General features: G+C 70.1%; 22 protein-coding genes. 9 read left to right on the plus strand and 13 right to left on the minus strand.

Translation table 11 applies throughout. The features are described 5' to 3' along the window. The first annotated feature begins 55 nt into the window (after positions 1–55). The 7 genes from ACIBI5_RS27580 to ACIBI5_RS27610 all read left to right on the plus strand — a co-directional run bounded on the left by ACIBI5_RS27580 (position 56) and on the right by ACIBI5_RS27610 (position 7,363). Entirely contained in the window at positions 56–1,012 is a 957-nt protein-coding gene (locus ACIBI5_RS27580; RefSeq protein WP_379610646.1) for a LysR family transcriptional regulator, read from the plus strand. A 37-nt stretch (positions 1,013–1,049) separates the two neighbouring features. Continuing rightward, complete coding sequence (locus tag ACIBI5_RS27585; RefSeq protein WP_397251560.1) at positions 1,050–2,171, plus strand: PP2C family protein-serine/threonine phosphatase; 1,122 nt, start codon at positions 1,050–1,052, stop codon at positions 2,169–2,171. After that, entirely contained in the window at positions 2,168–3,313 is a 1,146-nt protein-coding gene (locus tag ACIBI5_RS27590) for an ATP-binding protein (RefSeq protein ID WP_397251562.1), read from the plus strand. The genes ACIBI5_RS27585 and ACIBI5_RS27590 overlap by 4 nt, the downstream gene beginning before the upstream one ends. After that, positions 3,310–3,750 (plus strand): response regulator, encoded by a 441-nt coding sequence (locus ACIBI5_RS27595; protein ID WP_397099172.1) that lies wholly within the window; start codon positions 3,310–3,312, stop codon positions 3,748–3,750. The genes ACIBI5_RS27590 and ACIBI5_RS27595 overlap by 4 nt, the downstream gene beginning before the upstream one ends. Positions 3,751–3,935: 185 nt before the next feature. Further along, a complete protein-coding gene (locus ACIBI5_RS27600; protein WP_397099170.1) occupies positions 3,936–4,727 on the plus strand; it encodes a hypothetical protein in 792 nt (263 codons plus the stop codon). Between the two features lie 9 nt (positions 4,728–4,736). Beyond that, complete coding sequence (locus tag ACIBI5_RS27605; RefSeq protein WP_397251564.1) at positions 4,737–6,611, plus strand: fumarate reductase/succinate dehydrogenase flavoprotein subunit; 1,875 nt, start codon at positions 4,737–4,739, stop codon at positions 6,609–6,611. After that, on the plus strand, positions 6,608–7,363 hold the full coding sequence (locus tag ACIBI5_RS27610) for a succinate dehydrogenase/fumarate reductase iron-sulfur subunit (protein ID WP_397099166.1): 756 nt from the start codon (positions 6,608–6,610) through the stop codon (positions 7,361–7,363). Before ACIBI5_RS27605 ends, ACIBI5_RS27610 begins: the two co-directional genes overlap by 4 nt. Before the next feature lie 249 nt (positions 7,364–7,612). Here ACIBI5_RS27610 and ACIBI5_RS27615 read toward each other — a convergent pair whose 3' ends face one another. From ACIBI5_RS27615 to ACIBI5_RS27675, 13 genes are all read right to left on the minus strand, one after another. Beyond that, positions 7,613–8,725, minus strand: a complete 1,113-nt coding sequence (locus ACIBI5_RS27615) for a hypothetical protein (RefSeq protein WP_397251566.1) — start codon at positions 8,723–8,725, stop codon at positions 7,613–7,615. Positions 8,726–8,838: 113 nt separating this feature from the next. Next, a complete protein-coding gene (locus ACIBI5_RS27620; RefSeq protein ID WP_397251568.1) occupies positions 8,839–10,110 on the minus strand; it encodes a hypothetical protein in 1,272 nt (423 codons plus the stop codon). Between the two features lie 59 nt (positions 10,111–10,169). Beyond that, positions 10,170–10,559: a (deoxy)nucleoside triphosphate pyrophosphohydrolase gene (locus tag ACIBI5_RS27625; RefSeq protein WP_397251570.1), complete on the minus strand. Its 390-nt coding sequence runs from the start codon at positions 10,557–10,559 to the stop codon at positions 10,170–10,172. Further along, the gene (locus tag ACIBI5_RS27630) at positions 10,556–11,653 is read right to left on the minus strand and encodes an NlpC/P60 family protein (protein WP_397251572.1); all 1,098 of its coding nucleotides are present in this window, start codon (positions 11,651–11,653) and stop codon (positions 10,556–10,558) included. The genes ACIBI5_RS27625 and ACIBI5_RS27630 overlap by 4 nt, the downstream gene beginning before the upstream one ends. After that, the gene (locus ACIBI5_RS27635; protein WP_397251574.1) at positions 11,650–12,276 is read right to left on the minus strand and encodes a hypothetical protein; all 627 of its coding nucleotides are present in this window, start codon (positions 12,274–12,276) and stop codon (positions 11,650–11,652) included. The genes ACIBI5_RS27630 and ACIBI5_RS27635 overlap by 4 nt, the downstream gene beginning before the upstream one ends. Before the next feature lies 1 nt (position 12,277). Continuing rightward, entirely contained in the window at positions 12,278–14,497 is a 2,220-nt protein-coding gene (locus ACIBI5_RS27640) for a type IV secretion system protein (RefSeq protein WP_397251576.1), read from the minus strand. Then, positions 14,494–16,971 carry an ATP-binding protein gene (locus tag ACIBI5_RS27645; protein ID WP_397251578.1) on the minus strand — a complete coding sequence of 826 codons (2,478 nt, stop codon included), beginning with the start codon at positions 16,969–16,971 and terminating at the stop codon, positions 14,494–14,496. Before ACIBI5_RS27645 ends, ACIBI5_RS27640 begins: the two co-directional genes overlap by 4 nt. A 47-nt stretch (positions 16,972–17,018) precedes the next feature. After that, on the minus strand, positions 17,019–19,415 hold the full coding sequence (locus tag ACIBI5_RS27650; protein WP_397251580.1) for a TcpE family conjugal transfer membrane protein: 2,397 nt from the start codon (positions 19,413–19,415) through the stop codon (positions 17,019–17,021). Between the two features lie 59 nt (positions 19,416–19,474). Beyond that, positions 19,475–19,768 (minus strand): hypothetical protein, encoded by a 294-nt coding sequence (locus ACIBI5_RS27655; protein WP_184967764.1) that lies wholly within the window; start codon positions 19,766–19,768, stop codon positions 19,475–19,477. A gap of 47 nt (positions 19,769–19,815) precedes the next feature. Beyond that, on the minus strand, positions 19,816–20,640 hold the full coding sequence (locus ACIBI5_RS27660) for a conjugal transfer protein (RefSeq protein ID WP_397251582.1): 825 nt from the start codon (positions 20,638–20,640) through the stop codon (positions 19,816–19,818). A 548-nt stretch (positions 20,641–21,188) separates the two neighbouring features. Then, on the minus strand, positions 21,189–21,533 hold the full coding sequence (locus ACIBI5_RS27665) for a hypothetical protein (RefSeq protein WP_397099146.1): 345 nt from the start codon (positions 21,531–21,533) through the stop codon (positions 21,189–21,191). A gap of 73 nt (positions 21,534–21,606) precedes the next feature. After that, a complete protein-coding gene (ychF, locus tag ACIBI5_RS27670; RefSeq protein ID WP_397251583.1) occupies positions 21,607–22,683 on the minus strand; it encodes a redox-regulated ATPase YchF in 1,077 nt (358 codons plus the stop codon). A gap of 11 nt (positions 22,684–22,694) precedes the next feature. After that, positions 22,695–23,447 carry a hypothetical protein gene (locus ACIBI5_RS27675; RefSeq protein ID WP_397251584.1) on the minus strand — a complete coding sequence of 251 codons (753 nt, stop codon included), beginning with the start codon at positions 23,445–23,447 and terminating at the stop codon, positions 22,695–22,697. An 87-nt stretch (positions 23,448–23,534) separates the two neighbouring features. On the opposite strand from ACIBI5_RS27675, the gene rmuC reads away from it, so the two are divergent. Both rmuC and ACIBI5_RS27685 read left to right on the plus strand, forming a co-directional pair. After that, positions 23,535–24,800, plus strand: a complete 1,266-nt coding sequence (gene rmuC, locus ACIBI5_RS27680; RefSeq protein WP_397251585.1) for a DNA recombination protein RmuC — start codon at positions 23,535–23,537, stop codon at positions 24,798–24,800. A 41-nt stretch (positions 24,801–24,841) separates the two neighbouring features. Continuing rightward, positions 24,842–25,333 carry a DUF6542 domain-containing protein gene (locus ACIBI5_RS27685; protein ID WP_397251586.1) on the plus strand — a complete coding sequence of 164 codons (492 nt, stop codon included), beginning with the start codon at positions 24,842–24,844 and terminating at the stop codon, positions 25,331–25,333. Positions 25,334–25,385: the final 52 nt, after the last annotated feature.

Raw genomic sequence — 25,385 nt, forward strand, 5'->3', positions numbered from 1 at the left:
AAGCACGCGTGCGAGCAAAATCACAGCCTGGCGATAGCCGTAAGCTATGGAGATCATGCAATTGCAGCAGCTCGCCTATTTTGTCGCGGTAGCCGAGACCAGGCACTTCACCCAGGCCGCCGAGAGCGTGCGCGTGGCCCAGCCGTCGCTGAGCAAGCAGATCAAGGCCCTGGAGACCGAACTCGGCGCGCCGCTGTTCTCCCGCGCGCGCGGCAACGTCACGCTCACCCCCGCGGGCGAGGCGCTCCTGCCGCTGGCCCGCCGCATGCTCGCCGACGCCGACACCGCCCGGCAGGAGGTGGCCGAGCTGGCAGGGCTGCGCCGCGGCCGCGTACGGCTGGGCGCCACCCCGTCCCTGTGCGCCGGGCTGCTGGCCGACGCGCTGGCCCGCTTCCACCGCGACTATCCGGGCATCCGGCTCCACGTCGAGGAGGGCGGCTCACGCGACCTGGTCAGGGCGCTGGCCCGCGGGCAGATCGACCTGTCGCTGATCATCACGCCGCTCCAGCACGACGACCCCTCGCTGGTCACCGAGGAGATCCTGCGGGAGAACCTGGTCGTCGTCTCACCCAGTCACCGGCGGGCCGGGCCGGTGGGTGACGACATGGCGATCCGCCGGCCGTACGTGCGGATCGAGGACCTGCGCGGACGGCCGATGGTGATGTTCCGGCGCGGCTACGACCTGCGCGAGGCCACGCTCGCGGCCTGCCGCCAGGCGGGCTTCGAGCCGCGCTTCGCGGTCGAGGGCGGCGAGATGGACGCGGTGCTGCGGTTCGTGGAGGCGGGTCTGGGCGTGGCCGTGGTGCCGTCGATGGTGCTCGACGGGCGGCCGGGACTGACCGGCACACCCCTGGCGCCACCGGGCCTGAGCCGCACGATCGCGCTGGCCAACCGCAAGGACGTCGAGCCGACCCGCGCGGCCCAGGCGTTCCGCGCCACCCTGCGGACGTTTCTCGTCGAGGCCGCGCACGAAGGGACGCTTCCACAAGGGGTCGAGCTCATCGCAGAATGAACCAGCGATCGCTACGAGGCAGTGGAGAGGGCAGTGCGTGACGGCTTCACTATCTGAGACGCTCACCCTCGTCCTCATCGAGGACGACGACGGTGATGCCTTCTTGGTCGAGGAGCTGCTCAAGGAGGCGGAGGCACCCCCGCGCATCACCTGGGCACGCAGCCTGGCCGAGGGCCTGCCCAAGCTCACCCCCGACGTGCAGTGCGTGCTCGTCGACCTGTCGTTGCCGGACGCCAGCGGGCTGGAGGCCCTGGAGCAGGTGCTGGCGGCCGCGCCGCAGGCCGCGGTCCTGGTGCTGACCGGGACCAGCGAGGCGCACGTCGGCGTGGCCGCGGTGCAGGCCGGCGCCCAGGACTACCTGGTCAAGCAGGACATCACCGCCCGGCTGCTGGTCCGCTCGATCCGCTACTCCATGGAGCGCAGACGCACCCAGCGGATGTTGATCAAGGCGGAGGTGAGCGCCCAGGAGAACGCCCGGCTCGAACGCGGTCTGCTGCCCGTCCCGCTGCTGAGCGGCGACACGATCGAGCACACCACCCGCTACCTGCCCGGCAGCCAGGGCGCCCTGCTCGCCGGCGACTTCTACGACACCGTGCAGACGTCCGACGGCTCGGTGCACATCGTGGTGGGCGACGTGTGCGGGCACGGCCCCGACGAGGCCGCGCTCGGCGTCGCGCTGCGCATCGCCTGGCGCACGCTGGTGCTGGCCGGGCAGACCGGCGACGTCATGCTGCACGCGATGGACGCGCTGCTCAGGGTCGAGCGCAAGGCTCCGGAGATCTACACCACGCTCTGCACGGCCACCCTGACCCCCGACCTCACCCACGCGGAGATGCGGATCGTCGGCCATCCGCCGCCGGTGCTGATCCGCGACGGCGTGGTCGAGGCCGTCAGCGAGGGCCCGTCGGGGCCGCCGCTGGGCATCTTCCGGGACGCGGAATGGCACGCCATCGACGTGCCCCTGGGCCAGGACTGGTCCCTCATGCTCTACACCGACGGCCTCATCGAGGCGGCAGTGGAGCAGGACCAGCTGGGCGTCGACGGGCTCGTGGAGCTGGTGCGCGAGCACGGCCACGTCGACCTCGACCGGCTGATCCGGCACGTCGGAACCCTCACCGACGACCTGGCCGTGGTCCTCGTCCAGAGGAGAGCGCCGTGAACCTTCATCCGCTGCCGCCGGCCAAGGAGCCCACCGGCATCGGCCGGCTGCCCGTGGCCCGCTGGTTCGTCGCCGCCGGCGTCGTCATGGCGCTGGCCTACGCCGTCGGCGTCGGCGTGACGCTGACGCTGGTGGAACAGGTCCGCACGATCCAGCCGCGCCCCGAGGTCGTGGCCAGGCTGGACCAGCTGAACACCATGCTCATCGTGGTCTTCACCGTCATCCTCGTGGCCGCCGTGGCGCTGACGTTCATGATCCGCTACGCCGTGCTCAAGCCCATGGCCCAGCTCGCCGGACAGGTGCGCGAGGTCGCGGCGGGCGACTTCAACCGCAGGCTGCGGGTCGACCGCCCCGCCGAGCTCGCCGAGCTGGCCTCCCACGTCGACTCGATGCGCGGGCGCATCCTGGAGGGCTGGCGCAGCGCCGAGGAGCAGGCCGACGAGCTGCGGCGCTCCAACGGCGAGCTGGAGCAGTTCGCCTACGTGGCCAGCCACGACCTGCAGGAGCCGCTGCGCAAGGTGGCCAGCTTCACGCAAATGCTGGAGCAGAGGTACGGCCCGCAGCTCGACGACCGCGCCAAGCAGTACATCGGCTACGCCGTGGACGGCGCCAAGCGCATGCAGGTCCTCATCAACGACCTGCTCGACTTCTCCCGCGTGGGCCGGGTCCACGGCGAGCGCGTGATCACCGACACCGGCGAGGCCCTGAACACGGCACTGGAGAACCTGTCGGCGGCCATCGAGGACACCGAGACGGTGGTCACCTCCGACCGCCTGCCGAAGGTGGTGGGTAACAGGTCGCAGCTGGTCCGTCTGTTCCAGAACCTGGTGGAGAACTCCGTCAGGTTCCGCTCCGACGTCCCCCCGCGCATCCACATCGGGGCGCGGCGCACAGACAACGGCATGTGGGAGTTCAGCTGCTCCGACAACGGCATCGGCGTCGAGGCCAAGTACGCTGACCGCATCTTCCTGATCTTCCAGCGCCTGCACGCGCGCGACGTCTACCCGGGCACCGGCATCGGGCTGGCCCTGTGCAGGAAGATCGTGGAGTATCACGGCGGACTGCTCTGGCTCGACCCCGACGGCGAGGGCCCGGGAGCCACGTTCCGCTGGACCCTGCCGGAAGCGGAAGAGGACTCATGATCCCGATCGAAGTGCTGCTGGTCGAGGACGACCAGGGCGACATCCTGCTCACCCGGGAGGCCTTCGAGCTGAACAAGGTCAAGAACCGCCTGCACGTGGTCAACGACGGCGAGCAGGCGCTCGCCTTCCTGCGCCGCGAGGAGGGCTACGCCGACGCGCCTCGCCCGGACCTGGTCCTGCTCGACCTCAACCTGCCGCGTATGGACGGCATGGAGGTGTTGCAGGAGGTGAAGGCGGACGCCACGTTGCGTTCGATCCCGGTGGTGATCCTGACGACGTCGGAGGCGGAGGAGGACATCATCCGCAGCTACCAGCTCCACGCAAACGCATATGTCACCAAACCGGTAGATTTTGACCAATTTATCCGAGTTGTCCGGCAAATAGACAATTTTTTCGTGACCGTAGTGAAGCTACCGAACCAAGGACACCGCCTCTGACGTGCGGACGTGACAGGAATCACACAGGGCCATCGAAAAAGTGAGTGACCCTTCTCACAAAACGTGATGCCGTCGTCGTAACGTATCCCCCACCAAATGCGCGCCCGAGCGGAGACGCCGCGCGCTCAGCGACTCGAACCCGGACCCCAGGCGAGCAGGGTCCGCGGGAGGTGGAGAGGTCCGCGATGACCCAGACGACGCCTGAAAGCCCGGTAAGGAGACAGCGCGCGCAGATCAAAGTGCGCACGCTTCGCACCGATAACTGGTGGCTGGCCCCGCTGCTGACCTTTCTTGGGCTCAGCTCATTCCTTGTCTACGGCGTGTGGGCGATCTTCGACGGCAGCTACTACTACGCGCCGAGCGAGTACATAGCCCCGTTCTCGTCGCCATGTCTGGCGACGTCCTGTCCCGAGGGCGCCCGCTTCCTCGGGCTGGCGCCCTTCGGCGACTGGTACACCCTGCCGCCCGGCCTGCTGATTCTGGGCCTGCCCGGCGGTTTCCGGCTCACGTGCTACTACTACCGCAAGTCCTACTACCGCTCGTTCTGGCTTTCGCCTCCGGCGTGCGCGGTGCAGGAGCCACACGGCAAGTACACGGGTGAGACGCGGTTCCCGCTGATCATCCAGAACATCCACCGCTACTTCTTCTACGCGGCGATCGCCATCGGCCTGATCCTGGCCTACGACGCGGTCCTCGCGCTCATCCACACGCCGACCGGGCTCGGCACCTGGATCCTGATCCTCAACGCGGTGCTGATCAACCTGTACACGCTGTCCTGCCACTCGTGCCGGCACATCACCGCCGGCCGCCTGAACCACTTCTCCCGGCACCCGGTGCGCTACAAGGCCTGGACATTCGTCTCGAAGCTCAACGCCAAGCACCAGCCCCTCGCGTGGGCCTCGATGTTCTCGGTGATGGGCGCCGACCTCTACGTCAGGCTCGTGGCCAAGGGCATCGTCAACTTCCCGTTCGCATAAGGAAAACCTGTGGAAATCGAGCGTCACGAATACGACGTCGTCGTCATCGGAGCGGGCGGCGCCGGGCTGCGGGCCGCGATCGAGGCCCGGCAGCAGGGCAAGCGCACGGCGATCGTCTGCAAGTCCCTGTTCGGCAAGGCCCACACGGTCATGGCCGAGGGCGGCGCGGCCGCCGCGATGGGCAACGTCAACTCCGACGACAACTGGATGGTGCACTTCCGCGACACCATGCGCGGCGGCAAGTTCCTCAACAACTGGCGCATGGCTGAGCTCCACGCCAAAGAGGCCGCCGACCGCGTCTGGGAGCTGGAGGCCTGGGGCGCGCTCTTCGACCGCACCAAGGACGGCAAGATCAGCCAGCGCAACTTCGGCGGCCACGAGTACCCGCGCCTGGCCCACGTCGGCGACCGTACCGGCCTGGAGCTGATCCGCACGCTGCAGCAGCGCGTCGTCGCCCTGCAGCAGGAGGACCAGGAGACCCACGGCGACTACGAGGCCTACATCAAGGTCTTCCAGGAGTGCACGGTCACCCGGCTGCTCAAGGATGGCGAGGCCATCTCCGGCGCGTTCGGCTACTGGCGCGAGACCGGCAACTTCATCCTCTTCGACGCGCCCGCGGTCGTCCTGGCCACCGGCGGCATCGGCAAGTCCTACGTCGTCACCTCCAACTCCTGGGAGTACACCGGCGACGGCCACGCCCTGGCCCTGCTGGCCGGCGCCAACCTCATCAACATGGAGTTCATCCAGTTCCACCCGACCGGCATGGTCTGGCCGCCCTCGGTGCGCGGCATCCTGGTCACCGAGTCGGTCCGCGGAGACGGCGGCGTGCTGCGCAACTCCGAGGGCAAGCGCTTCATGTTCGACTACATCCCGGACGTCTTCAAGGACAAGTACGCCACCACCGAAGAAGAGGGCGACCGCTGGTACACCGACCAGGCCAACAACCGGCGCCCCCCGGAACTGCTGCCCCGTGACGAGGTGGCCCGCGCCATCAACGCCGAGGTGAAGGCGGGCCGCGGATCCCCCCAGGGCGGCGTCTTCCTGGACGTGTCCACCCGCCTGCCCGCCGACGAGATCAAGCGGCGGCTGCCGTCGATGCACCACCAGTTCAAGGAGCTGGCCGACGTCGACATCACCGCCGAACCCATGCAGGTCGGCCCCACCTGCCACTACATCATGGGCGGTGTCGAGGTCGACGCCGACACGGGGGCGGCGGCCGTACCCGGGCTGTTCGCGGCCGGCGAGGTCTCCGGCGGCATGCACGGCTCCAACCGCCTCGGCGGCAACTCCCTGTCCGACCTGCTGGTCTTCGGCCGCAGGGCCGGGCTCGGCGCGGCCGAGTACGTCAGCTCGCTCCCGGCCCGCCCCACGGTCGCGCAGGAGTCCGTCGACGCCGCCAAGGCCGAGGCCCTCGCCCCGCTGGAGCGCGGCGGCGAGAACCCCTACGAGGTCCACCACGAGCTCCAGCGGACGATGAACGAGCTGGTCGGCATCATCCGCAAGGCCGAGGAGGTCTCCGAGGCCCTGGAGGTCGTGGAGAAGCTCAAGGAGCGCGTGGAACTCGTCGGCGCCGCCGGCTCGCGCATCTACAACCCCGGCTGGCACCTCGCGCTCGACCTGCGCAACATGCTGCTGGTCTCGGAGTGTGTGGCCCGCGCGGCGCTGCTGCGCCAGGAGAGCCGCGGCGGCCACACCCGCGACGACTTCCCGGGCATGAACCCCGAGTGGCGCCGCAAGCTCCTCGTCTGCGCCACCCCCGACGGATCGGCCGTCACCGTAGAGGAGAAGGTCCAGCCACCGATGCGCAAGGACCTGTTCGACCTGTTCGACCTGGGCGAGCTGAAGAAGTACCTCACCGAAGAAGAGCTGGGGAACGCAGAATGAGTTACAAGGCGAAGTTCAAGGTCTGGCGCGGTGAGGGCGGTGAAGGCAAGCTCGAGGACTTCACCGTCGAGGTGAACGAGGGCGAGGTCGTCCTCGACATCATCCACCGCCTCCAGGCCACCCAGGCGCCCGATCTCGCCGTCCGCTGGAACTGCAAGGCCGGCAAGTGCGGCTCGTGTTCCATGGAGATCAACGGCAAGCCGCGCCTGGGCTGCATGACCCGGATGTCCACCTTCGAGGAGGACGAGACCATCACCGTCACCCCGATGCGGACCTTCCCCGTCATCAAGGACCTCGTGACGGACGTCTCCTTCAACTACCAGAAGGCCCGCGAGATCCCCAGCTTCACCCCGCCGGCCGACGTCCGGCCGGGCGAGTACCGCATGAAGCAGGTGGACGTCGAGCGCTCGCAGGAGTTCCGCAAGTGCATCGAGTGCTTCATGTGCAACAACGTCTGCCACGTGATCCGCGACCACGAGGAGAACAAGCCCGCCTTCGCCGGCCCGCGCTTCCTGATGCGGATCGCGGAGCTGGACATGCACCCGTATGACGTGGCGGAGCGCCAGGACTCGGCACAGGAGCAGCACGGCCTGGGCTACTGCAACATCACCAAGTGCTGCACCGAGGTCTGCCCGGAACACATCAAGATCACCGACAACGCCCTGATCCCCATGAAGGAGCGCGTCGTCGACCGTAAATACGACCCGCTGGTCTGGCTGGGCAACAAGATCTTCCGCCGCCCGAAGTCATAACGTCTCATCTTAAAAGTGCCCGCCGCCACCCCGTGACGGCGGGCACTTTCCTGTGCGCGCGCCGTCAAGCCGATGCCCCGTTACGGCAAGCCGCCCCACCCCCACCCACCGCCGCGGGCTCACGTGTCGGGGGGATCGCTTCTCGGGCCGGACGAACGCACCGCCGCCACGGCCCACCCTGCCCCGCCAAGTGGTCTCCCCGAACCGAGCCTTGGGCCCGGCCAAGGGAGGAAGGCGTCCAGCAGCGATCTAATCCCGGCGGAAGAGGTCCTCGTCGCCGGGCTCGGCGGCGGAGCCGGGGGAGAGGGGCATCTCGCGGGTGGCGTCGTACGGGCCGGAGCCGCCGGACGGGATGTCGGCGGGTGGGGCCTCCGGCGGGACCAGGGGCTCGAACGCGCCCCGCACCTTGTCGTCCTCCGGCTCGTGGCTGTAGGAGTCGAACTCGTCCGGGTGCAGCACGACGGGCTCGGCGGGCGGCTCGGGTGCCGGGGGCTGCTGCGGGTAAGGCTGGGTGTAGTGGCCTGGGTCCTGGTAGGCGGGCTGGTTGGCCGGATACGTCTGTACCGGCACGAAGCTGATGATCGGCGCATACGCCGTGCCGCCCGGATATCCGGGGTGGTAGCCGCCCTGCGGAGGGTGCGGGCCACTCGGGTGCGCGCCCGGATAGGCGGTGTAGGCCGGGCCGGCGGGGTAGCCGTGGGGGTCGGGGGCGGGGCCGGCCTTGCGGACCGCGGCGGCGTGGGCCATGCGGCGGAGCCTGCCCTCGAAGATCAGCACCGCGAACAGGGTCAGCAGCACCAGAACCAGCGCCGGGATGCTCAGCTTCTGCGTCAGCGTCCGCTGGTCGAACTCGGGCGCCGCGTTCCGCAACTCCAGCTGCTGCGACTCCTCGGTAGGCTCCTCCGAGACCGGTGGGGTCGGCGACGTCGTCGTGGGCGGCTGCGAACCGGCCACCGTGGGCAGCTGCACCGGGGCCTCGGTCGCCGGCTGCTCCGCGGAGGGCGTCGGGACCGGGACGTTCGGCGAACTGGGCACGATCGGCTGCGGCTGGCTCGCCGGACTGGACGCCTTGGGCGTGGGGGTGCTCTTGGGCGTCTTCGTGGGCTTGGGGGTCGGAGACTTGGTGACGGTCTTGGTGATCGTCGTCTCCGGCTGTTCAGGCTCCGGCGATTCGGTCACGGTCTGCGTGATGGTGACCTCGGGGTCGCACACCTCGCCCGCGTCACAGCCCTCGACGGGCGGAGGCTCTAAGGCGTACGCGGACGCGCTGGCCGCCTGGATGACGAACGGCGAGACCGCCGCCCCCGTGAGCCCGACAGCGAGGAACAACGCGGACACGGCCGTCGCTCGTGTGCGTGCCACCGGTGCCCTCCGCGCCATCCCGGAACCATGGTCAAGGGAATACTAGTCAGGTCAAAGTAACAGTAAAGCCCTGTTCTCCGATGTTGTCACGCTGTGACCTGGGCTGGAACGGTTCAATCCTGATTTTCGGCGACCCTGCGGCGCTGCCCGCGCGCGACGAACCACAGCGCGACCAGCAGAACCGCGATCCCGCCCGCCGCCACGGACAGGCCGCGGTGACCGGTGAGCAGGTTCATGGGCTCGGTCGTCTCGAACGTCCTGGCGGCCACCGCGATCTGCCGGGGCAGCGGCACACCGGCGGCCTCCGTCGTGGCGGCGGACGCGGGGGCGACCTTGGGCAGCCTGAGGTTGGGGTCGTTCCACAGCCCCTCCGGCCGGGAGGAGGCGGGGCGCGGTCCGACGTAGGGGCTGACGTTACGTGGGGCGACGTTGGGGCTGACGTTGGAGCTGACGCTGCGCGGGGCGACGTTGGGGCTGACACCGCGCGGGCTCGCGTTGTGGGTGGCGTTGCGGGGGCCGACGTTGGTGAGGGCGCCGCGTGGTCCGGTGTACGAGCTCTCGCTGCGCGGCCCGGCCTCGTCCCCCTTGTCCGGTCGCCGAACCTGGGCGGGCTTGGCCAACGGGGTGGGCAGCGGGATCACCACGGTCTCCGGGGGCCGCGCGGCGGCGGGCCGCGGCATCGGCCCGGTCCCCACCGGGGTGCGGGCGGTCCCGCTGAGCGTGGACACGCCGCCGCTCCCCCACACCTGGGCCACCGCTGCCAGGACGACCTCGTTCACCCCCTGCGGCACCGTCAGACGCACGTCCACGGCCCGCTCTCCCGACACCTTCCCCAGCCTGCACACCTCGGCTCCACGCGCCGCCACGCCCACAGCGGGCGTCGGCACGGTGCCGGGCGTCAGCGTCCCGTCCACCTGAGGCAGACCCAACGCCCCCGCCGCCCGGCCGTCCGCCGAGCCGTCGTCCACCGAGCCGCCGTCCGCCGGAGCGCTCCCCGACGGCACGAGAGGCGCTCCGGACTCCGGTGAAGACACAACGGGCACCCCAGGCGCTTGTGGGGACAGCTCGGCGGGCGGTGCGGCGATCACCGCTGGATCATCGGCGGCGGGGTTCTGGGGCGCGCAGGTGACCGTGGACAGGGCTTCGCCCGGACTGGCGGCCACGGCGAGGCGGGCGTCCTGGGCGTCGCCAGCCAGCCGTACCCGGAAACGCAGCACGTCCCCGGTCCGCACCCACGCGCCGATGTCGTCGGGGTCGCCCACCCGGTCGAAGACCAGAGCCACCTCGCCGGCCACGGCCGCCGACGCGGCCGTCAGAGTCCCGAGGATCAGGGCACCGGTTCCCACCGCCACCGCGACCCCACGGGATCGCCTGCGCTCGAACATGACGGTTCCCCCCGAATGCGGACACACCTAGTAGTGGTTATGTCACAGAACGGAGTCGCCTAACCCTGTCCGAGCAGATCCGCCACAGCTTCCATCACCGGCAGGTCGGCGCCCAGCCAGCCGACGGAGAAGTACTCCTCCGGCCCCAGCCAGCGCAGCGCCAGGTGTTCCTTGGCCACCGGCGTCCCCGCCTCCAGCGTGGCCAGCCACACCCGCATCACGTACCCGGGCGAAAGCGGCCAGTCGCCGCCCACCCGGCGTCCGACGGAGATCTCGACCCCGAGCTCCTCCCGGCACTCGCGGACGAGCGCCTCCTCCTCGCCCTCCCCCGGATCCACCTTGCCGCCGGGGAACTCCCATCCTCCGGCCAGCGCCGGCGGTTCGGCGCGCTGGGCGGCGAGCACCCGCCCGTCGGAGACGATGACGGCGGCCACCACGACGATGCTCATAGGGCCGCATTCTCCTGCTTCTTCAGCTGGTCAAGGACGGCGGGGTTCTGCAGCGGCCGGGTGAAGCCCATCAGCGTGTCACGCGTCTGGTAGCTGGTCACCTTGATCGGCCCGCACAGCCGGCAGCGCGCCTCGATCATCTTCCCCTTGGAGACGACCATGCCGACGTGACCGGGGTTGTCGGGGCCGGTTCCGGGGCCCGCGTTGAAGAAGACCAGGTCGCCGGGCTGCTCGCTCCCCTTTTCGATCTTGATGCCGAACGGCCACTGGCCGAACGTGGTGCGCGGGATCGTCAGGCCGACGCTGCGGTAGGCCATGAAGATGATCCCCGAGCAGTCGAAGGCGTCGGGTCCGGTCCCGCCCCAGAGGTACGGCTTGCCCCGCTGGTCCAGCGCGTAGGAGAGGATCTTGGCCACCACGTCGGTCGGCGCCGCCTGCACCAGGGGCTCGTCGCACTGGGGGTCGGCCTGCGGGGGCAGCTTCACCTCACCGGACTTGGCGTACTTCTTGGCGATGGCCTCGACCTGGTCCACGTACCACCAGGCCCGGTTGTAGACGAACAGCGCCCGCCGTACGTTCTCCGGAGCCCCGTTGCGCTTCAGCATCCGCGCGGCGCCCAGGATGGCGTCGGCGGGGTTGTAGACGTCGGCGATGCCGTCGTCGTCGCCGTCGGAGGCGTAGCCGTTGAACTTCGACGGGATCGGGATCCTGGCCTTGCCGCCCCACGTGCTGATCAGGAACTGCATCGGCCCGGCGGCGCCGGCGTAGTTGGTGCCGCTCTTGACGCCCTGCAGGTTGGAGCGGCCGTGGTCGGTCTCGCGCTTGCCCACGGCGGCCAGGATGTTCCACTGGACGCCGATCTTCTTGCCGTGCTTCTTGTACAGCTCCAGCAGGTCGGGCGGGATGTCGGAGGAGCCCGAGTCGGAGACGTCCTCGACCTGGGCGTCGTCCTCGCAGTCGGTGGTCGTGGAATTGCCGATGAAGGACGGCATGCCCGGCATCATCATCATCGGCGACACGATGATGACGCCGAGAAGCAGCAGGCCCGCCAGGCCGACGGCCAGGCCGACGCGGGCGCGTGAGGAGACGTTCACCCTTCGGGGTCCCCGTCTTGGCCGTCTCCGGCCGGCTGCACGTCGAAGACCCGCCAGTCGTTGCCCACGGGCGTGAGCGTGACGGCGAGGTCCTCGGCGCGCTCGCTGGTGCCCGACCTGCCGCTGAGCTTCTGCGTGCTGGTGACGACGAAGATGATCGAGGTCGCGCCGACCTGCCTGATCTCCTTCATCTTCGCCGTGGCGGTGGCGACGGTCTGCTCGGTCTTGTTCTGCTCGATGGTGCCCGGCGAGGTGAGCGCCTTGGTGAGGAACCCGGCCAGCTCGCCGGTGGTGAACACCTTGACCCGATCGGCGTAGGCGGCCGGGTCCTCGTCGTAGCGGAAGGAGCCGTAGCTGGCGGTGAACCGCTCGGCCAGGTCCGCGGCGGCGGCCAGTTGCTTCCTGCTCATCGGCAGGTAGTCGTAGATGTCGAACGGCGCGTCGCTGGCCGTGGCCAGCGGCTTGCTGGAGACGGTGACGCTCGGCGCCGCGCTGCCGGTCGCGACCGCCGCGGGCGCCGGGTCCTCGTCGCCCGGCCACATCGTCACATAGAGGCCGACCGCGGCCACGACCGCCACGATCGCGACGAAGACCACCCCGCGCTTGTCACCTGACTGCGCCATCTCAATCCTTGTCGGGACTATTGGGCTTCAACCAGAACGGCACCGACGGCTCGTCACCACCCCGGCCGCTACCGCTCCGCCGGGTCGGCAGCCAGAGCGGGGGCGGCTCCGAACCGCGCGCCTTGGGCACCTCGGCCGAGTTCCGGCCGCCGGACGAGCCCCGTCCGCCGCCGAACATGCCGCCGCCCGACGAACCACCGGATCCGCCGAAGAATCCGCCGCCGCCCGAAGAGCGGCGCTCGGTCGAACCACGCCTGGTGCCGGACGAGCCGCCGCCGCCGAACAGTCCGCCGCCAGAGGAGCGCGAACCGCCCGAGCGCGAACCCGAACCACCGGAACGTGAGCCCGAACCACCGCGCGGCGCCCAGCCGCCCCCGGACCGGCCGCCGAACCAGCCGCCGCCGGAACCACCGGACGCCGACCCTCTGGAGCCGCCGCTCACGCCACCGCCACCGCCGGAGCGAGGGGTGCGGGTGGGCGTGCCGCCCAGGTTGAGCGGCGGGGCCGAGCCGGTCCTGGCGGCGGGAGCCGTACGGGCTCCGCCCTTGCCGCCGGGCTGGTCGGTGTTGAGCGGTGCGGGGGTCGCGGGCATCCGGTTGCCGGACGGCGTGCCGTTGCCGTTGCCGTCGCCGCCCGCGGCCGCGCGGGCCGCGGCCGCTCCGGCCGCCGCGCCCGCGGATCCGGCCGCCGCAGCCTGGAGCACCGGCTCAGCCTTGCGTACGCCCCAGTTCTTGACCTTGTTGGCCGCGACGGGAGGCAGCACGGTGGCCGCCTGGTTCAGCACCGGGGCGGTCGTGGCGTCGCCGAGCATGCGGGTGGTCAGCGTGTGCCCGTTCATGGAGGCGAACAGGTGCTGGAACGGCTTGCGGTAGAAGTAGACCGCGAGCGTCAGCAGCGCCATGAACAGGATCTGCATGCCCCAGGGCAGCGCCGAGGACATGATCAGCGCGTAGCCGTAGACCAGGACGCCGAGCACCAGCGCCAGCACGGCCTGCCGCAGCAAGGTGCCGATCAGCATCTCCACCCAGCGCATGGCGATGATGCGCCCGCTGCCCGGATGCACGCCGATCAGCAGGAAAACCGGTCCGAGGATGAGCAGGAGCAGGAAGCTGACCTTCAGTACCAGCAGCGAGACCGCCACCAGGAAGATCAGCAGACCGGCGACCAGAGCGGCGATGAGCGCGCCGATGGCGACGCCGACCCGGCTGGTCCACTCCTTGCCCTGGAAGACGAAGTAGCGCGGGTCGCCCCTGAGCTTGTCGGCGTACTCGGCGTACTTGGCCTGGTGGGCGCCGTTGTCACGGCTGCCGCTGGCCATCTCGGCGGCGTCGATCGTCTGGATCTCCAGCATGGCCCGGCCGTAGTCGCGCACGATCGGCTGGTTGGGGTCGGCGGTGCCGAACATGCCCATCAGCCACGGCTTGCAGACCAGCGTGGACCACAGGGCGTCGGCGTTCTGGTCGACGGTGGGCGTGCCCGTGTGGGCGTAGCCGCCCGCCTTGACCTGCGGGCTCGTCTGGCCTGGTCCGGGCAGGCAGGAGGTGCCGCCGGAGCCGGGCAGGCCGGAGAACGCGGAGTTGACCACCTCGCCGGTCTTGTCGGTGACCACCTTGCCGAGACCGGTGAAGTCCTGCGGGCGGCTGAAGAACCAGGTGGCCACGGTGACGGCGAGGACCATCCAGATGATGCCCTCGGTGGTCGTGGTGGCCCGCTTGCGGATCAGCCCGTACCAGGCCAGCCAGATCGCGCCGAGGATGACGATCGGCCGCAGGTAAGGCCAGTACATCGCTTCGGACAGGTTCGTGACGATGTCGTCGACGACGTCCTTGATCGCCTCCAGTGGCCCCTCGGTGGCGGCCGCCTGGTACGTGGTGATCGTCAGCCGGTCGATCGCCTTGGCCCACAGGAACACCTGGTTGGCCCAGGAGTTGCCGATGAAGGAGCCGAAGTCGCAGCCGATGTCGTAGGTGTGCCAGAACTGGCCGCTGGTGCCGAACTGCTGGTAGTTGGTCGTCGGCGCGGCGGGCGCCGTACCGGTGGGCGCGGGGGGCATGAGCAGCCCGTCCACGCCGCCGCCGACCAGCTCCGGAGCGAGCGTGCCGGACAGGTCACACGGAGCAGCGGCCGCCGGTGACGCGGCGCCGGCGATCGCGGGCAGCACGATGATGCCCGCGAGCAGCGCCAATGCAACCGCCAGCCGCCTGGCTAGCCGGACCTTCATGACCGCACCTCCTGCGCCCTGCTGCCCACTCCCCCTTGAAGATCATTCCCGCTGTCGCCGGGTTTGTCATGCGTAGGATTCGTGTCGAGCCAGCGCAGTAGCTCTTCGGAGATCAGGTCTACTGCAATGCGTCCCGCCCTGCCATCCAGATCGCGGAATACGCATTCGCCGTTGCCCAGCGAACGCAGCACGGCCTTGTGCTCCTCCGAGGGGTCCACACCGAGCAGCGCCATGACGTGGTCGACCTCCACCCGTTCTGTCGATCGGAAGGCGAAGACCGACGAGAGGCAGTTGGTCACCTGCTCGTTCAGCAGGTCGCCGGCGTTCTGCGAGACCAGGACCAGCGCCGTGTTGCGGGAGCGGCCCATACGGCTGACCTCGGGCACCAGCTTGGCCCCCTCGGGCGTGGAGGTGATGGCCCACGCCTCGTCCAGGAAGATCGCCTTGGGCGCCCGCCGGTCAAGGCTGTTCATGAGCCTGCGGGCGAACTGGGAGACCAGGTAGAGCAGCGCCACCGACAGCCGCTGCTCGTAGGAGTAGTCGTCGCGGCCGGTGGCCACGTCGGGCAGTGTCAGCCCGCCCAGCGTGAACACCGTCGTCCAGCCCTCGGTGTCGATCTGCTCGCCGCCGGACGGGTCGAAGCAGAGCCGGGCCAGGTGCATCTCCGACATCGAACGGAGCACCGCTCCCAGGTTCTTGGATGCGGCGTCGTCGGACTGCTCCAGGTAGTCCACGACCTTGCCCAGCGACGGGTCCGGCGCGTTCGAGACCGCGGCGACCGCCTGGATCATCGCCGACTCCCGCTCCTCGGACATGCGCGGCAGCAGCAGTCGCAGCGTCTCGGTCGCCATCGTCTTCTTGGCCGCGATGTCGTCGCCGAAGGAGAACGGGTCGAGCAGGCCGGGCGCCGCCGAGCCCAGCGGGATCATCCGGGCCTTGCGCCCGCGCTTCTGCAGCAGCTGCACCAGCGAGTCGGCGTCGCCCTTGGGGTCGATCACCGCCACCGTGACGCCCCGCAACGCCATCTGGTAGATCATCAGCAGCGCCAGCGTCGTCTTGCCGCCGCCGGGCTCGCCGGTGATCGCGATGGCCGTGGGCCGGTTGCGCATCGCCGCCACGAGCGGGTCGAAGTGCACGATGCTGCGCGCCCTTCCCACCGTCTCCCCGATGTACGGCCCGAGCCAGCCGGAAACCGGATCCTCCATCCGGTCGCCCAGGTCGACCGTGGCCGTGGCCATGCCGCCCGCGATCGTCCGCAGCGGCTGGCGCTGCGCGTAGGCGTTGACCCGCACCTTCTCCCCCGGCAGCGTCTCGCAGAACAGCGAGAACTGGTCGCCGGTGGAGTTGACCACGTCGATGCCCATGTCGCGGTAGTGCTCGACGACCGCCTCGACCCGTTGCACGCAGATCTCCTCGGTCGGAGCGCTGATGATCAGGCGGTGCCAGCCGTACACGAAGGGCAGGCGCTCCTTGGTGATCCCGTGCTCCAGCATGCGGGCGGCGTCGATCTGCTCAGCCAGCGCGATCGGCGCCTCGGCGCCCGCCTCGCGGATGTGGATGTCCATGTCGCGGGCGTGCGCGAGCTTGCGCGCCACGTCCTTCGAGGCCCTGACCGGCGGGATCAGCCGCATCCTGCTGGAGATCTCGACCGGGAACGGCAACTGGTCGGAGAAGTGCATCCACGGCTCGCCGTCCGGGAACGGCATCAGGTCGGGGAAGCGGGCGAACGACAGGTAGGCCACATAAGAGTCACCCTGCGGCTGCATCATGCGCAGCAGCGACCTGCCGTTGCGGATCTCCCCCTCGACCAGCGACTCGATCTCGCCCCTGCCCCAGCGGCGGCGCGGGCTGGCCGACGGCGGCGGGTCGCCGAGCGAGCCGGAGGCGGCGTGCTGGAACAACCACGCCACCTCGGTCGAGGTGGCGTGCCGGGCGTAGAGTGCGCTGGATGCGAGTGCTCTGCCCAGGCGTTCCGCCTGTTCGGTCCATCTGCTGATCTCGCCGTCCGGCACGTGGTCGTCGTCGAGGCCGAGCACCTTCTCGGTGCGCTGGTAGAAGCCGAACAACTGGGCCAGGACTCCCTGCCCCAGCTGGCGGCCGCGGGAGCCCAGCCGTACCCCGATGTAGACCTCTTTCGACCAGAAGTCCTTCGCCCAGACGTGCCGGTACATCTCCTCCAGGTAGTCGCGCCAGCCCGCCCCCTCGTCGGAGGTGCCGTTCAGGGCCATCGCCCACTCGGCCGCGGGGTACGTGCGGTGCGCCACGCGCAGGTGCACCTCCGCGTCGGGCATCCTGATCGCCGCCAGCGCGATCGTGATGTTGGTCGCCAGAGCCTCGCGCTCCTCCGGGGTGACGAACTCATAGCTGACCGTCGGAAGCCGGAAATAGGCCCATGCGCAGGAGTCAGTGAGCAGGATGCGGTCGTCGAAGTAGCGGACCGCAAGACGCTGGTGCGCTCGCGACGCCCTGCTCATGCCGCCCCCTCGGCGCATGAACGGGCCTGACCTGCACGCATGTTCACTTAACGCTCACCGATTCTCGTGCCCGGGGGGTCACTCGCCAACTCCTCTTCGCTCGCGCGGACCGTCTGTGCCGCGAAGCCCGCCACCACGACCCCGGCGAGGGCCAGATAGGCCCGCCGCCCGGCCGCGCGCAACTGCCCCGGATCGACGGCGTCGACGCCGTCGGGCGCCAGCTCGTCCTCCCAGGGGACCCTGACGATCGCCCGGCACCTGCCACGGGCCACCGCCTCCGCCTGCTCGACGTCGGCCATCGAGCGCCTGCTCACACCGTTGACCACGATCACCGCGCGCCTGCGCAGATCGGCACAGCCGTGGCCGTCGAGCCACTCGAACGTCATCGCCACCGCCTCCGACGCCTCCTCGCTCGCGGGGACGACCAGGACCAGCTGGTCGGCGTACGACAGGACGCGGGCGGCCAGCGCCGCGGCCGGATCGATCACGGCCAGCTTGTAGTGGCGGTCGAGCAGGTGGACCGCCTGGGCGAGCCGGTGGTCGGAGAACAGCGTCCGGTCCGACATCCGCTGCTCGGCCCCCGCGTCGGTGTCGGCCCCGATCACCTCCAGCCCCGAAGAGGTACGGCTGGTGTAACCACGCATCGTCAGATACCCGCTGACCCGGTCAAGCCCGGACAGCAGGCTGGCCAGCGTCTCGGGGGACTCCGGCTTGATGCGGCTGGTCAGGGTGTTGGCGCCGGTGTTGGCGTCGACGGCCACCACCCGGTCGTCGCGGATCTTGGCCAGGGTGTGGCCGAGCATCAGCGCGGTCGTGCTCTGCCCTGCGCCGCCCGTACACCCGAGCACCACGATCCGGCGGCTCCCGCCGAACACGGCGCGGGCGCGCGCCTCGTCGATCTCCGACCCGTCGGTCCTGGGCCCGCCGCCGCCGACCACGACCTGCGCGATGCGCCGCCAGCCGCCGGAGTCGCGCCCGACGACGGACTCGACCCGCCGTACCCGCCCGTCACCCGTCCTGGGCCCCGGCACCCGCTCGTCCTGCCCGTCACTCGGCCGCACCGCCTCAGCCCGCTTCCCCCCAGGCCCACCCACCTGCTCGGCCCCCACGGGGTGACCGGCGGCCGGAAGACCCACACCCGGCTTCGGCTTGGGTACGGGGTTCGTGACCGGCTTGGCGCCCGGGTCGGTGACCGGCAGGGCGACCGGCTTGGCGACCGGCTTGGCTACGGGCTTGGTGAGAGGGTTCGTGACGGGCTCCTTGGGCTCCTTGGCGGACGGCCAGGCGGGCTGGCCCCCCGGCAACGGCAGCGGAGCACCCGGCCTGGGCGGCTGTCCCTTGCGGTGCTGCGAGCGCGCCTCGTCCGGAACCTGCGCCCCGGCCTCCTGCTCACCCGGCGCCTCGGGCAGCACCGGCCCTTGAACAACCGAGCCCTCGCTCTGTGCGGCGCCCGGGTCCGCGGTGGCCGCAAGCCGCCGCAGCCTGCGCAACGCCTCGGCATCGATCGGCTTCCCCGCCGCGACGCCCTTCTCCGGTACGCGCCCACCCCCGGAAACCTCGGGGACGGCAACCTTGGGTGTGGTCCCGGCAACATCGTGGCCAGGCAGGCCGGCCGCTCTGATGTCCTCCCGCGCCGTCTCGGCGTCCGCCTCCTGCGGACGGACCGCCTCCAGGCGCACCGGCTCAGGACGTGCCGGCTCCGGGCGTACCGGCTCCAGATGGGCGGGCTCCGGGCGTACCGGCTCCAGGTGGGCGGGCTCCGGGCGTACCGGCTCCAGGTGGGCGGGTTCGGGGTGGGTCTGCTCGAAGGGAGCCGGGTCGGCGACCCGCACGGGCGGGTCGGCGGCCGGCTCGGCAGGAGAGAGCTGGGCGGCGGCGGTGGCCAGGGCCGGGGCGGCGCCTCGGCGGCCCGGTGCCGCGGCGCCCCAGCGAGTGGGCGGGGTGGCGACCGGCGCGGACGTGGCCGCGGCCGCCGCCGCTGCCACCGCGGGGCGGACGGAACGGACGGAGGGCGCGGGCGCCGTGGCGGGCTTGCGCATCGCGTGGCGGGCCTTCTTGGGCGCCTTCGCCCGGACGGGCAGTACCCGCCACACCCGGCCGGAGAACGTCACCGCCTCCGGCTCGGCGGCCGGAGCCATGCGGGTCCAGGCGCGCGGCTCGCCCATGTAGCGCAGCTGCGACTGCATGACCTCGGTCAGGCGCTTGTTCTCGATGACGGGGCGGGTGGACAGCCAGGTGACGATGCCGGGAGGCACGAGGTAGACCACGTGCCACGGAGTCTCGAACGGCAGGCCGACGATGTAGAGCAGGAACGACCACGGGGCCAGGACACCGGCGAAGATCCCGATCCAGACGATGGGGAGCGGCGTCGGCAGCCGTAGGTCGTACAGCTTGTAGAGCCGCTTCTCAATTCGCCAGATATTGGTATACGTGGGCAGGTCCACGCGGTCCTCCTCTCCACCCGCTCGCTCGTTCAATGACCGCCAGGGCCCGGGTTCAACCCTTACTTGATACCCAGAGCCCCAGCGATCGCCTTGGCCGTGACTTCGATGATGTTGGGAACGTAGAAGATCACGCCGATCCCCACAGCCAAGATCAGGAATTGCACGAATCTCGTGATCTCGCGGGTGAAGAGGAAGAAGAGCGCGACCACGGAGACGACGACGAGGAAGAGCGGGGCGAAGAAGCCGCGCAGGAAGTTGGCGAGGCCCGAGGTGTCGGGTCCCGTCGGTGCGGGCGAGGGCGTGAGCGCCGACGCCAGGTCGATCAGGTTGAGCACTACGGTCTTCAAGATCACTTCTTGTCCTCCCGGGGGGTGCCGATCAGCAACGCGAGTGTGTGCGTCTATCCAACGGCCCGACCGGCGCCACGGATGTCCTGGACGTACCACTTGTCGCCCTGCTTCACGACAGTGAGGCGATAGGCCTGCTCGAGACGGCCGCCGACCGCGTTGGGGTCGGCGGTCGGTTCGGCCGACGGCGTCGCACCGGTCGGCACGACCCACACCACCTCGGCCTTGATCTCTCTGGTGGCACCCCCCACAGGCACCACGACACTCTTGAGCTCGCCGAAGGTCAGCGCCCCGCCCAGGTCGGGCAGGGTCTCCCCCGCGACGAAGTAGCGCTTGAGCGACTGGGTGTCGCCCTGCGCGTAGGCCTTGAAGAAGGCTTCGAGCTGAGGCTTGAGCTCCGTCTGCGCCGCCTCGTCGCCCTCGGGCCCGGCCACCTGAGGTAGGTCGGCCGCGCCGGGAGCGGGCAGCAGGGCGGGCCTGCCGGAGACGACGAACTTCCGCCCGCCGTCGTCGCCCGAGTAGTAGACCGGCACGGACAGCAGCAACCTGCGGTTGCCCGTCTGGAAGACCACCGAGACCACCGCGTTCTTCGCGTCGGTGACCTCGATGGTGTACGGCTGGATGCCGACCGCGCCGAGGCGGCCATAGCTGTCCCAGCCGAACTGCGGATCGGCGCCGTCGGGCAGGAAGGCCGCGAGCTTGCCCGCCCTGCTCGACGCCTCGGCCGCGGTGAAATTCAGGTAAACGCCGGCGAACTGCGCGGCGAAGGCGGAGGCCTGGTCGCTGGGGAATCCCTGCGCGACCTGCGAGGTCTCATTCGCGGCCGGGGTATTCGACTGGGTGGCTCGCTCGAATAGGGCACGAACCCCATTCACCACGATAACCACAATAAGCGCCCAGAGAATGGCGCGGCCGGCCCAGACCAGCCAGCGTCCGCCACCGCCCGACCAGCGGCCACGCCGCGGCCTGGTGGCCGGCGCGCCGAAGTCAGCCGTTTCAGGGCGCGCGGAAAGGTCAGGGTCGCCAGAGGTCCGAGGACCGTGCTGGACGGTTGACCTACGAGCCATCACGCCTCCGCTCGCGCCCGTCCCCCCGGCTGGCGCGGTGTCGTCCGTTGCCGATCCCCATCATCCGTGGTGAAGGTGTCACCTTATCCGGTCCCGCCAATTGTTCCAGGAAAGCCACGCCCATGCTGCAGGCATCGCCGCTCGGGGGCAAACCGAGTCCGTATGACAGGACGGAGTGCCGCCTCCTGTCCCTTTCCTGTGGAATTGGCATTCGACCAGGCCTGATGCGCGCCGCCCATTACCCAACGGCCAGAGATTGCTGTCCAAATGGCGCGGGGACTGTCCCGATCTGCGCATTTGGTATAAGACGCGACAAACCGCACCCCCCGTGAGATGCGGTCTGACGATCTTCGCGCTGGTCAGGCGGGCTCAGGATCCTCCGCCTGGCGACGCCCGTGCAACTCGACGACGTTGCGGCCGCGAAGGTCGATGACGTTGCGCCGGGAGCCCCGGTCGATGGCTCTGTGCCGGGGCAGCGCGCGCTCCAGCGAGTCGCGCAGCCCGGCAAGGATGTCCGCGGCGTCCGCGCCGTGCAAGCGGGCGGCCGCCTCGGCCCGCTCATCGACCTTCCTGCGCAGATAGGCCTCGCGGTTCACCCGCAGGCCGTACATGAGCTCAACCCTGAGCAAGGCGAGCTCCTCCTCCGTGCTGATGCCGGTCAGCGACGGCGTGGGGCGTCGTTTGCGAAGTATGCGACGGATCATCAGGCCCTCCCGAGTCAGCGTGAACGCCGTGACGATTCGACGCATGAGGGCCGGGAGGGGTTGACGTAGATGGTCAAACGTTGAAGCGAAACTCGACGACATCACCATCGCGCATGACGTAGTCCTTACCTTCGATCCGGGCCTTCCCCGCCGACCGGGCATTGGCGATCGAACCCGCATCGACCAGGTCACCGAAGGAGACGATCTCGGCCTTGATGAAGCCGCGCTGGAAGTCGGTGTGGATCACCCCGGCCGCCTCGGGGGCGGTGGCGCCCTTCTTGATCGTCCAGGCCCGCGTCTCCTTGGGCCCGGCCGTCAGGTACGTCTGCAGACCCAGCGTCTCGAAGCCCACCCGGGCGAGCTGCGACAGTCCGGACTCCTCCTGGCCGACCGACTGGAGCAGCTCCAGGGCCTCCTCGTCGTCCAGCTCGACCAGCTCGGACTCGATCTTGGCGTCGAGGAAGACCGCCTCGGCCGGAGCCACCAGCGCGGACAGCTGCTCGCGCAGTGCGGGGTCGACGAGCTCGTCGGCGTCGAGGTTGAACACGTAGAGGAACGGCTTGGCCGTCAGCAGGTGCAGCTCGCGCAGCCCCTCCAGGTCCAGCCCGCTCTCGAAGACGGTCTTGCCGGTCTCCAGCACCTTGGCCGCGGCCTCCGCCGCCTCCAGCGCGCTCTTCTTGTCCTTGTTGGTACGCGACTCCTTCTGCAGGCGCGGGATCGCCTTCTCCACGGTCTGCAGGTCGGCGTAGATGAGCTCGGTGTTGATCGTCTCGATGTCGCGCTTGGGAGAGATCTCGCCGTCGACGTGGGTCACGTCGGGGTCGGCGAAGACCCGGATGACCTGGCAGATCGCGTCGGTGTCGCGGATGTTGGCGAGGAACTGGTTGCCCCTGCCCTGCCCCTCGGAGGCGCCCCGCACCAGGCCCGCGATGTCGACGAACTCGACCTTCGCCGGGAGGATCCTGGCCGAGCCGAAGATCTCGGCCAGCTTGGGCAGCCGGTCGTCGGGCACGCCCACGATGCCCACGTTGGGCTCGATGGTGGCGAACGGGTAGTTGGCCGCCAGCGCGTTGCCGGTCTTGGTCAGCGCGTTGAAGAGCGTGGACTTGCCGACGTTGGGCAACCCGACGATGCCGATTGAGAGGCTCACGTCGGGTGAGTTTACTTGCTCACAAGGTGCAAGCAGGTCACCGGACGAAAGGCGCCGCGAGCGCGCAGATAGCGGTCCGAGCCTTGGGGGCAGCCCCGGGCCGAGGTCTCGAACGAGGTGACGCGGGCCCAGGCGCGCGGCGACGAACACGGCACGCCCGCGATGGCCGACCGCATGACCACGCCCTTGCCCGGCCTGGCCACGCACATCCCCTTGGCCAGGACGTCCCCGCCCCTGCCGAGGCAGACGACGCCGTCCCTGAGCGCCAGGGCGTCGAGGGTGGCCGCTGGGCAGGCGTCCGCTTCGCCGGCTATCGCGACGGCTCTGCCGTACCAGTTGGAGCTCGCGCAAGGGCGCTCGCGGCCGTCCAGGGCCACGCAGTCGCCCGCGCGCAGCACGCCGCCGCCCGCGCCCGCGCGGCCGGGGTGGGGCTCCAGGAACGCGCGCACGCAGGCGGTACGGCCCTGCCCGACCCGCACCACCTCGTCGGTGTCGTCGGGACACTGGCCGCGGCCGGGCGGGTCGGCGGCGAGCGCGAGAACCTCGGCCTCACCCCTGACGCACGGCGTCAGCGCGAAGCGGGCGCCGTCGCGGCTCACGCAGGCGCCGGGCGACCACATCAGCGTCTGGCGGGGCGGCTGGGCGAGCGGGAGCGGCGGGGGCTCGGACCGGCCCGCGATGACCGTGCTCGCCACGGCGACCACGACGGCGGCCACCGCGACGGTGGCGGCGAGCGAGACGATCATCCGCGATCCGGTAGCCATATGGGTACTCTGAGTGACGCGAGATGTACCGCACAAGCGGAATGCGCAAGCGTGTCGGGAAGATCCACTGACCGATGTCATGCGACCATGCGTGGAGTGGATGTCGTCTCGCTTCTCATCGGACTGGCCGTCGGGGTCGCCATCGGGTTCCTGCTGGCGCGCACCAGGATGGCGGTACGAGTGGCCGAGGCCGACGCGAGGGCGAAGGCGTCCGCGGACAAGCTCGCCTACGTCGAGGGGCAGCTCGCGGAGCGGTTCCAGGCGCTGTCGACCCGCGCGCTCGACGTCAACAACATCCGCTTCCTCGAACTCGCCGAGACCCGCTTCGCCGCCACCCGCGCCGAGGCCAGCGGCGAGCTGGAGCAGCGCAAACAGGCCGTCGAGCACCTGGTGGACCCGCTGAAGGACCTGCTGGCCCGGGTCGAGACGCAACTGCGCGACAGCGAGTCGGGCGCGCGCGCAGCCCGCGCCGAGCTGTCCCAGCAGATGGAGTTCGTACGGCAGAGCAACGAACAACTCCGTTCCCAGACGACGACGCTCGTGCGCGCCCTGCAACGGCCGGAGGCGCGCGGACGCTGGGGCGAGCTGCAGCTGCGCCGCGTGGCCGAGATCGCCGGCATGCAGCGCCACTGCGACTTCGACGAGCAGGTCACCGAGGGCGCCCAGCGCCCCGACATGGTCGTACGGCTGGCCGGCGGCAAGAACATCGTGGTCGACTCCAAGGTCTCCCTCGCGGCCTACCTGGAGGCCGCGGAGGCCGGGGACGAGTCCCTGGCCTCGGTACGCCTCGACGCCCACGCCAAGCACGTACGCCAGCACGTCGACCAGCTGGCCACGAAGGCGTACTGGCAGGGGTTCAACCCGTCGCCCGAGTTCGTGGTGCTGTTCATCCCGGGCGAGGCGTTCCTGGCTCCGGCGTTGGAGCGTGACCCGGGGCTGCTGGAGTACGCGATGGTCAGGCGGGTGCACATCGCCACCCCGACCACGCTGATCACGATGCTGCGCACCGCGCACTACGCCTGGCAGCAGGCGGCGCTGAGCGAGAACGCGCGGGCGGTGTTCGAGCTGGGCAAGGAACTGTACGAGCGGCTGTCGTCGCTGGGGCGTAACGTGGACGCGCTGGGCAAGGCTCTGACGCGGTCCGTGGAGGCGTACAACAAGACGGTCGGTTCGCTCGAAAGCCGTGTTCTGGTCACGGCACGCAAGCTTCACGATCTCGGCGTCGTCGACGGCGACCTCGACGCGCCCGAGATGCTCGAGGGGCTGCCCAGGCCCCTCGCCTCCCCCGAACTACTGGAAACCTCGTCTCTGATTTCGCAGGCGAACGGTAAGTTGGCCAACGGGTCGCAGTAAGGGGGGCGGGACCGGTGAGTGGGAAAGGCAGGCGTTCGGCTGTGAAGCTGACCGCCCGGGGCGCGGTCGCGCTCGCCTTCGTGGCCACCGTGGCGGGATATGTCCTGGCATCGGTGTTCGGGCTGGGGTTCCTGATGGGGCTGGTCTTCGTCGCGGGGAACCTGTTCGGGGCGATGCTGGTCAACCGGCGCGAACTGTTGTCGCTGGTGGTGACGCCGCCGCTGGTGTTCTTCTGCGCCACGTTCATCGTCGAGCTGCTGCGGGCCTTCAGCTCCGCGTCGGTGCTCGGCTCGCTCGCGCTCGGCCTCTACACGTCGATGTCGGCGGGCGCGCCGTGGCTGTTCGCGGGGTCGGCGATCGTGCTGGCCGTCGCCTGGCGGCGCGGCCTGCGCGACAACGTGCGCGACCTGCGCGAGGAGCTGCGGTCCGTGACGGACGTGCCGCGCCCGCGCAGGGAGCAGGCCTTCGCGCCCGAGCCCGAGGGCTACTTCGAGCCTCGCGTGTACGGCTCCGCCCGCCGCGAAGAGCCCTGACCACCCGCTCCTTGCCGCTCGGCGGTCTTGGTCTCCACGGCGGGCCCGCTCG

Source organism: Nonomuraea sp. NPDC050540 (genome assembly GCF_044457485.1).
In the GTDB taxonomy this organism is placed as follows: domain Bacteria; phylum Actinomycetota; class Actinomycetes; order Streptosporangiales; family Streptosporangiaceae; genus Nonomuraea.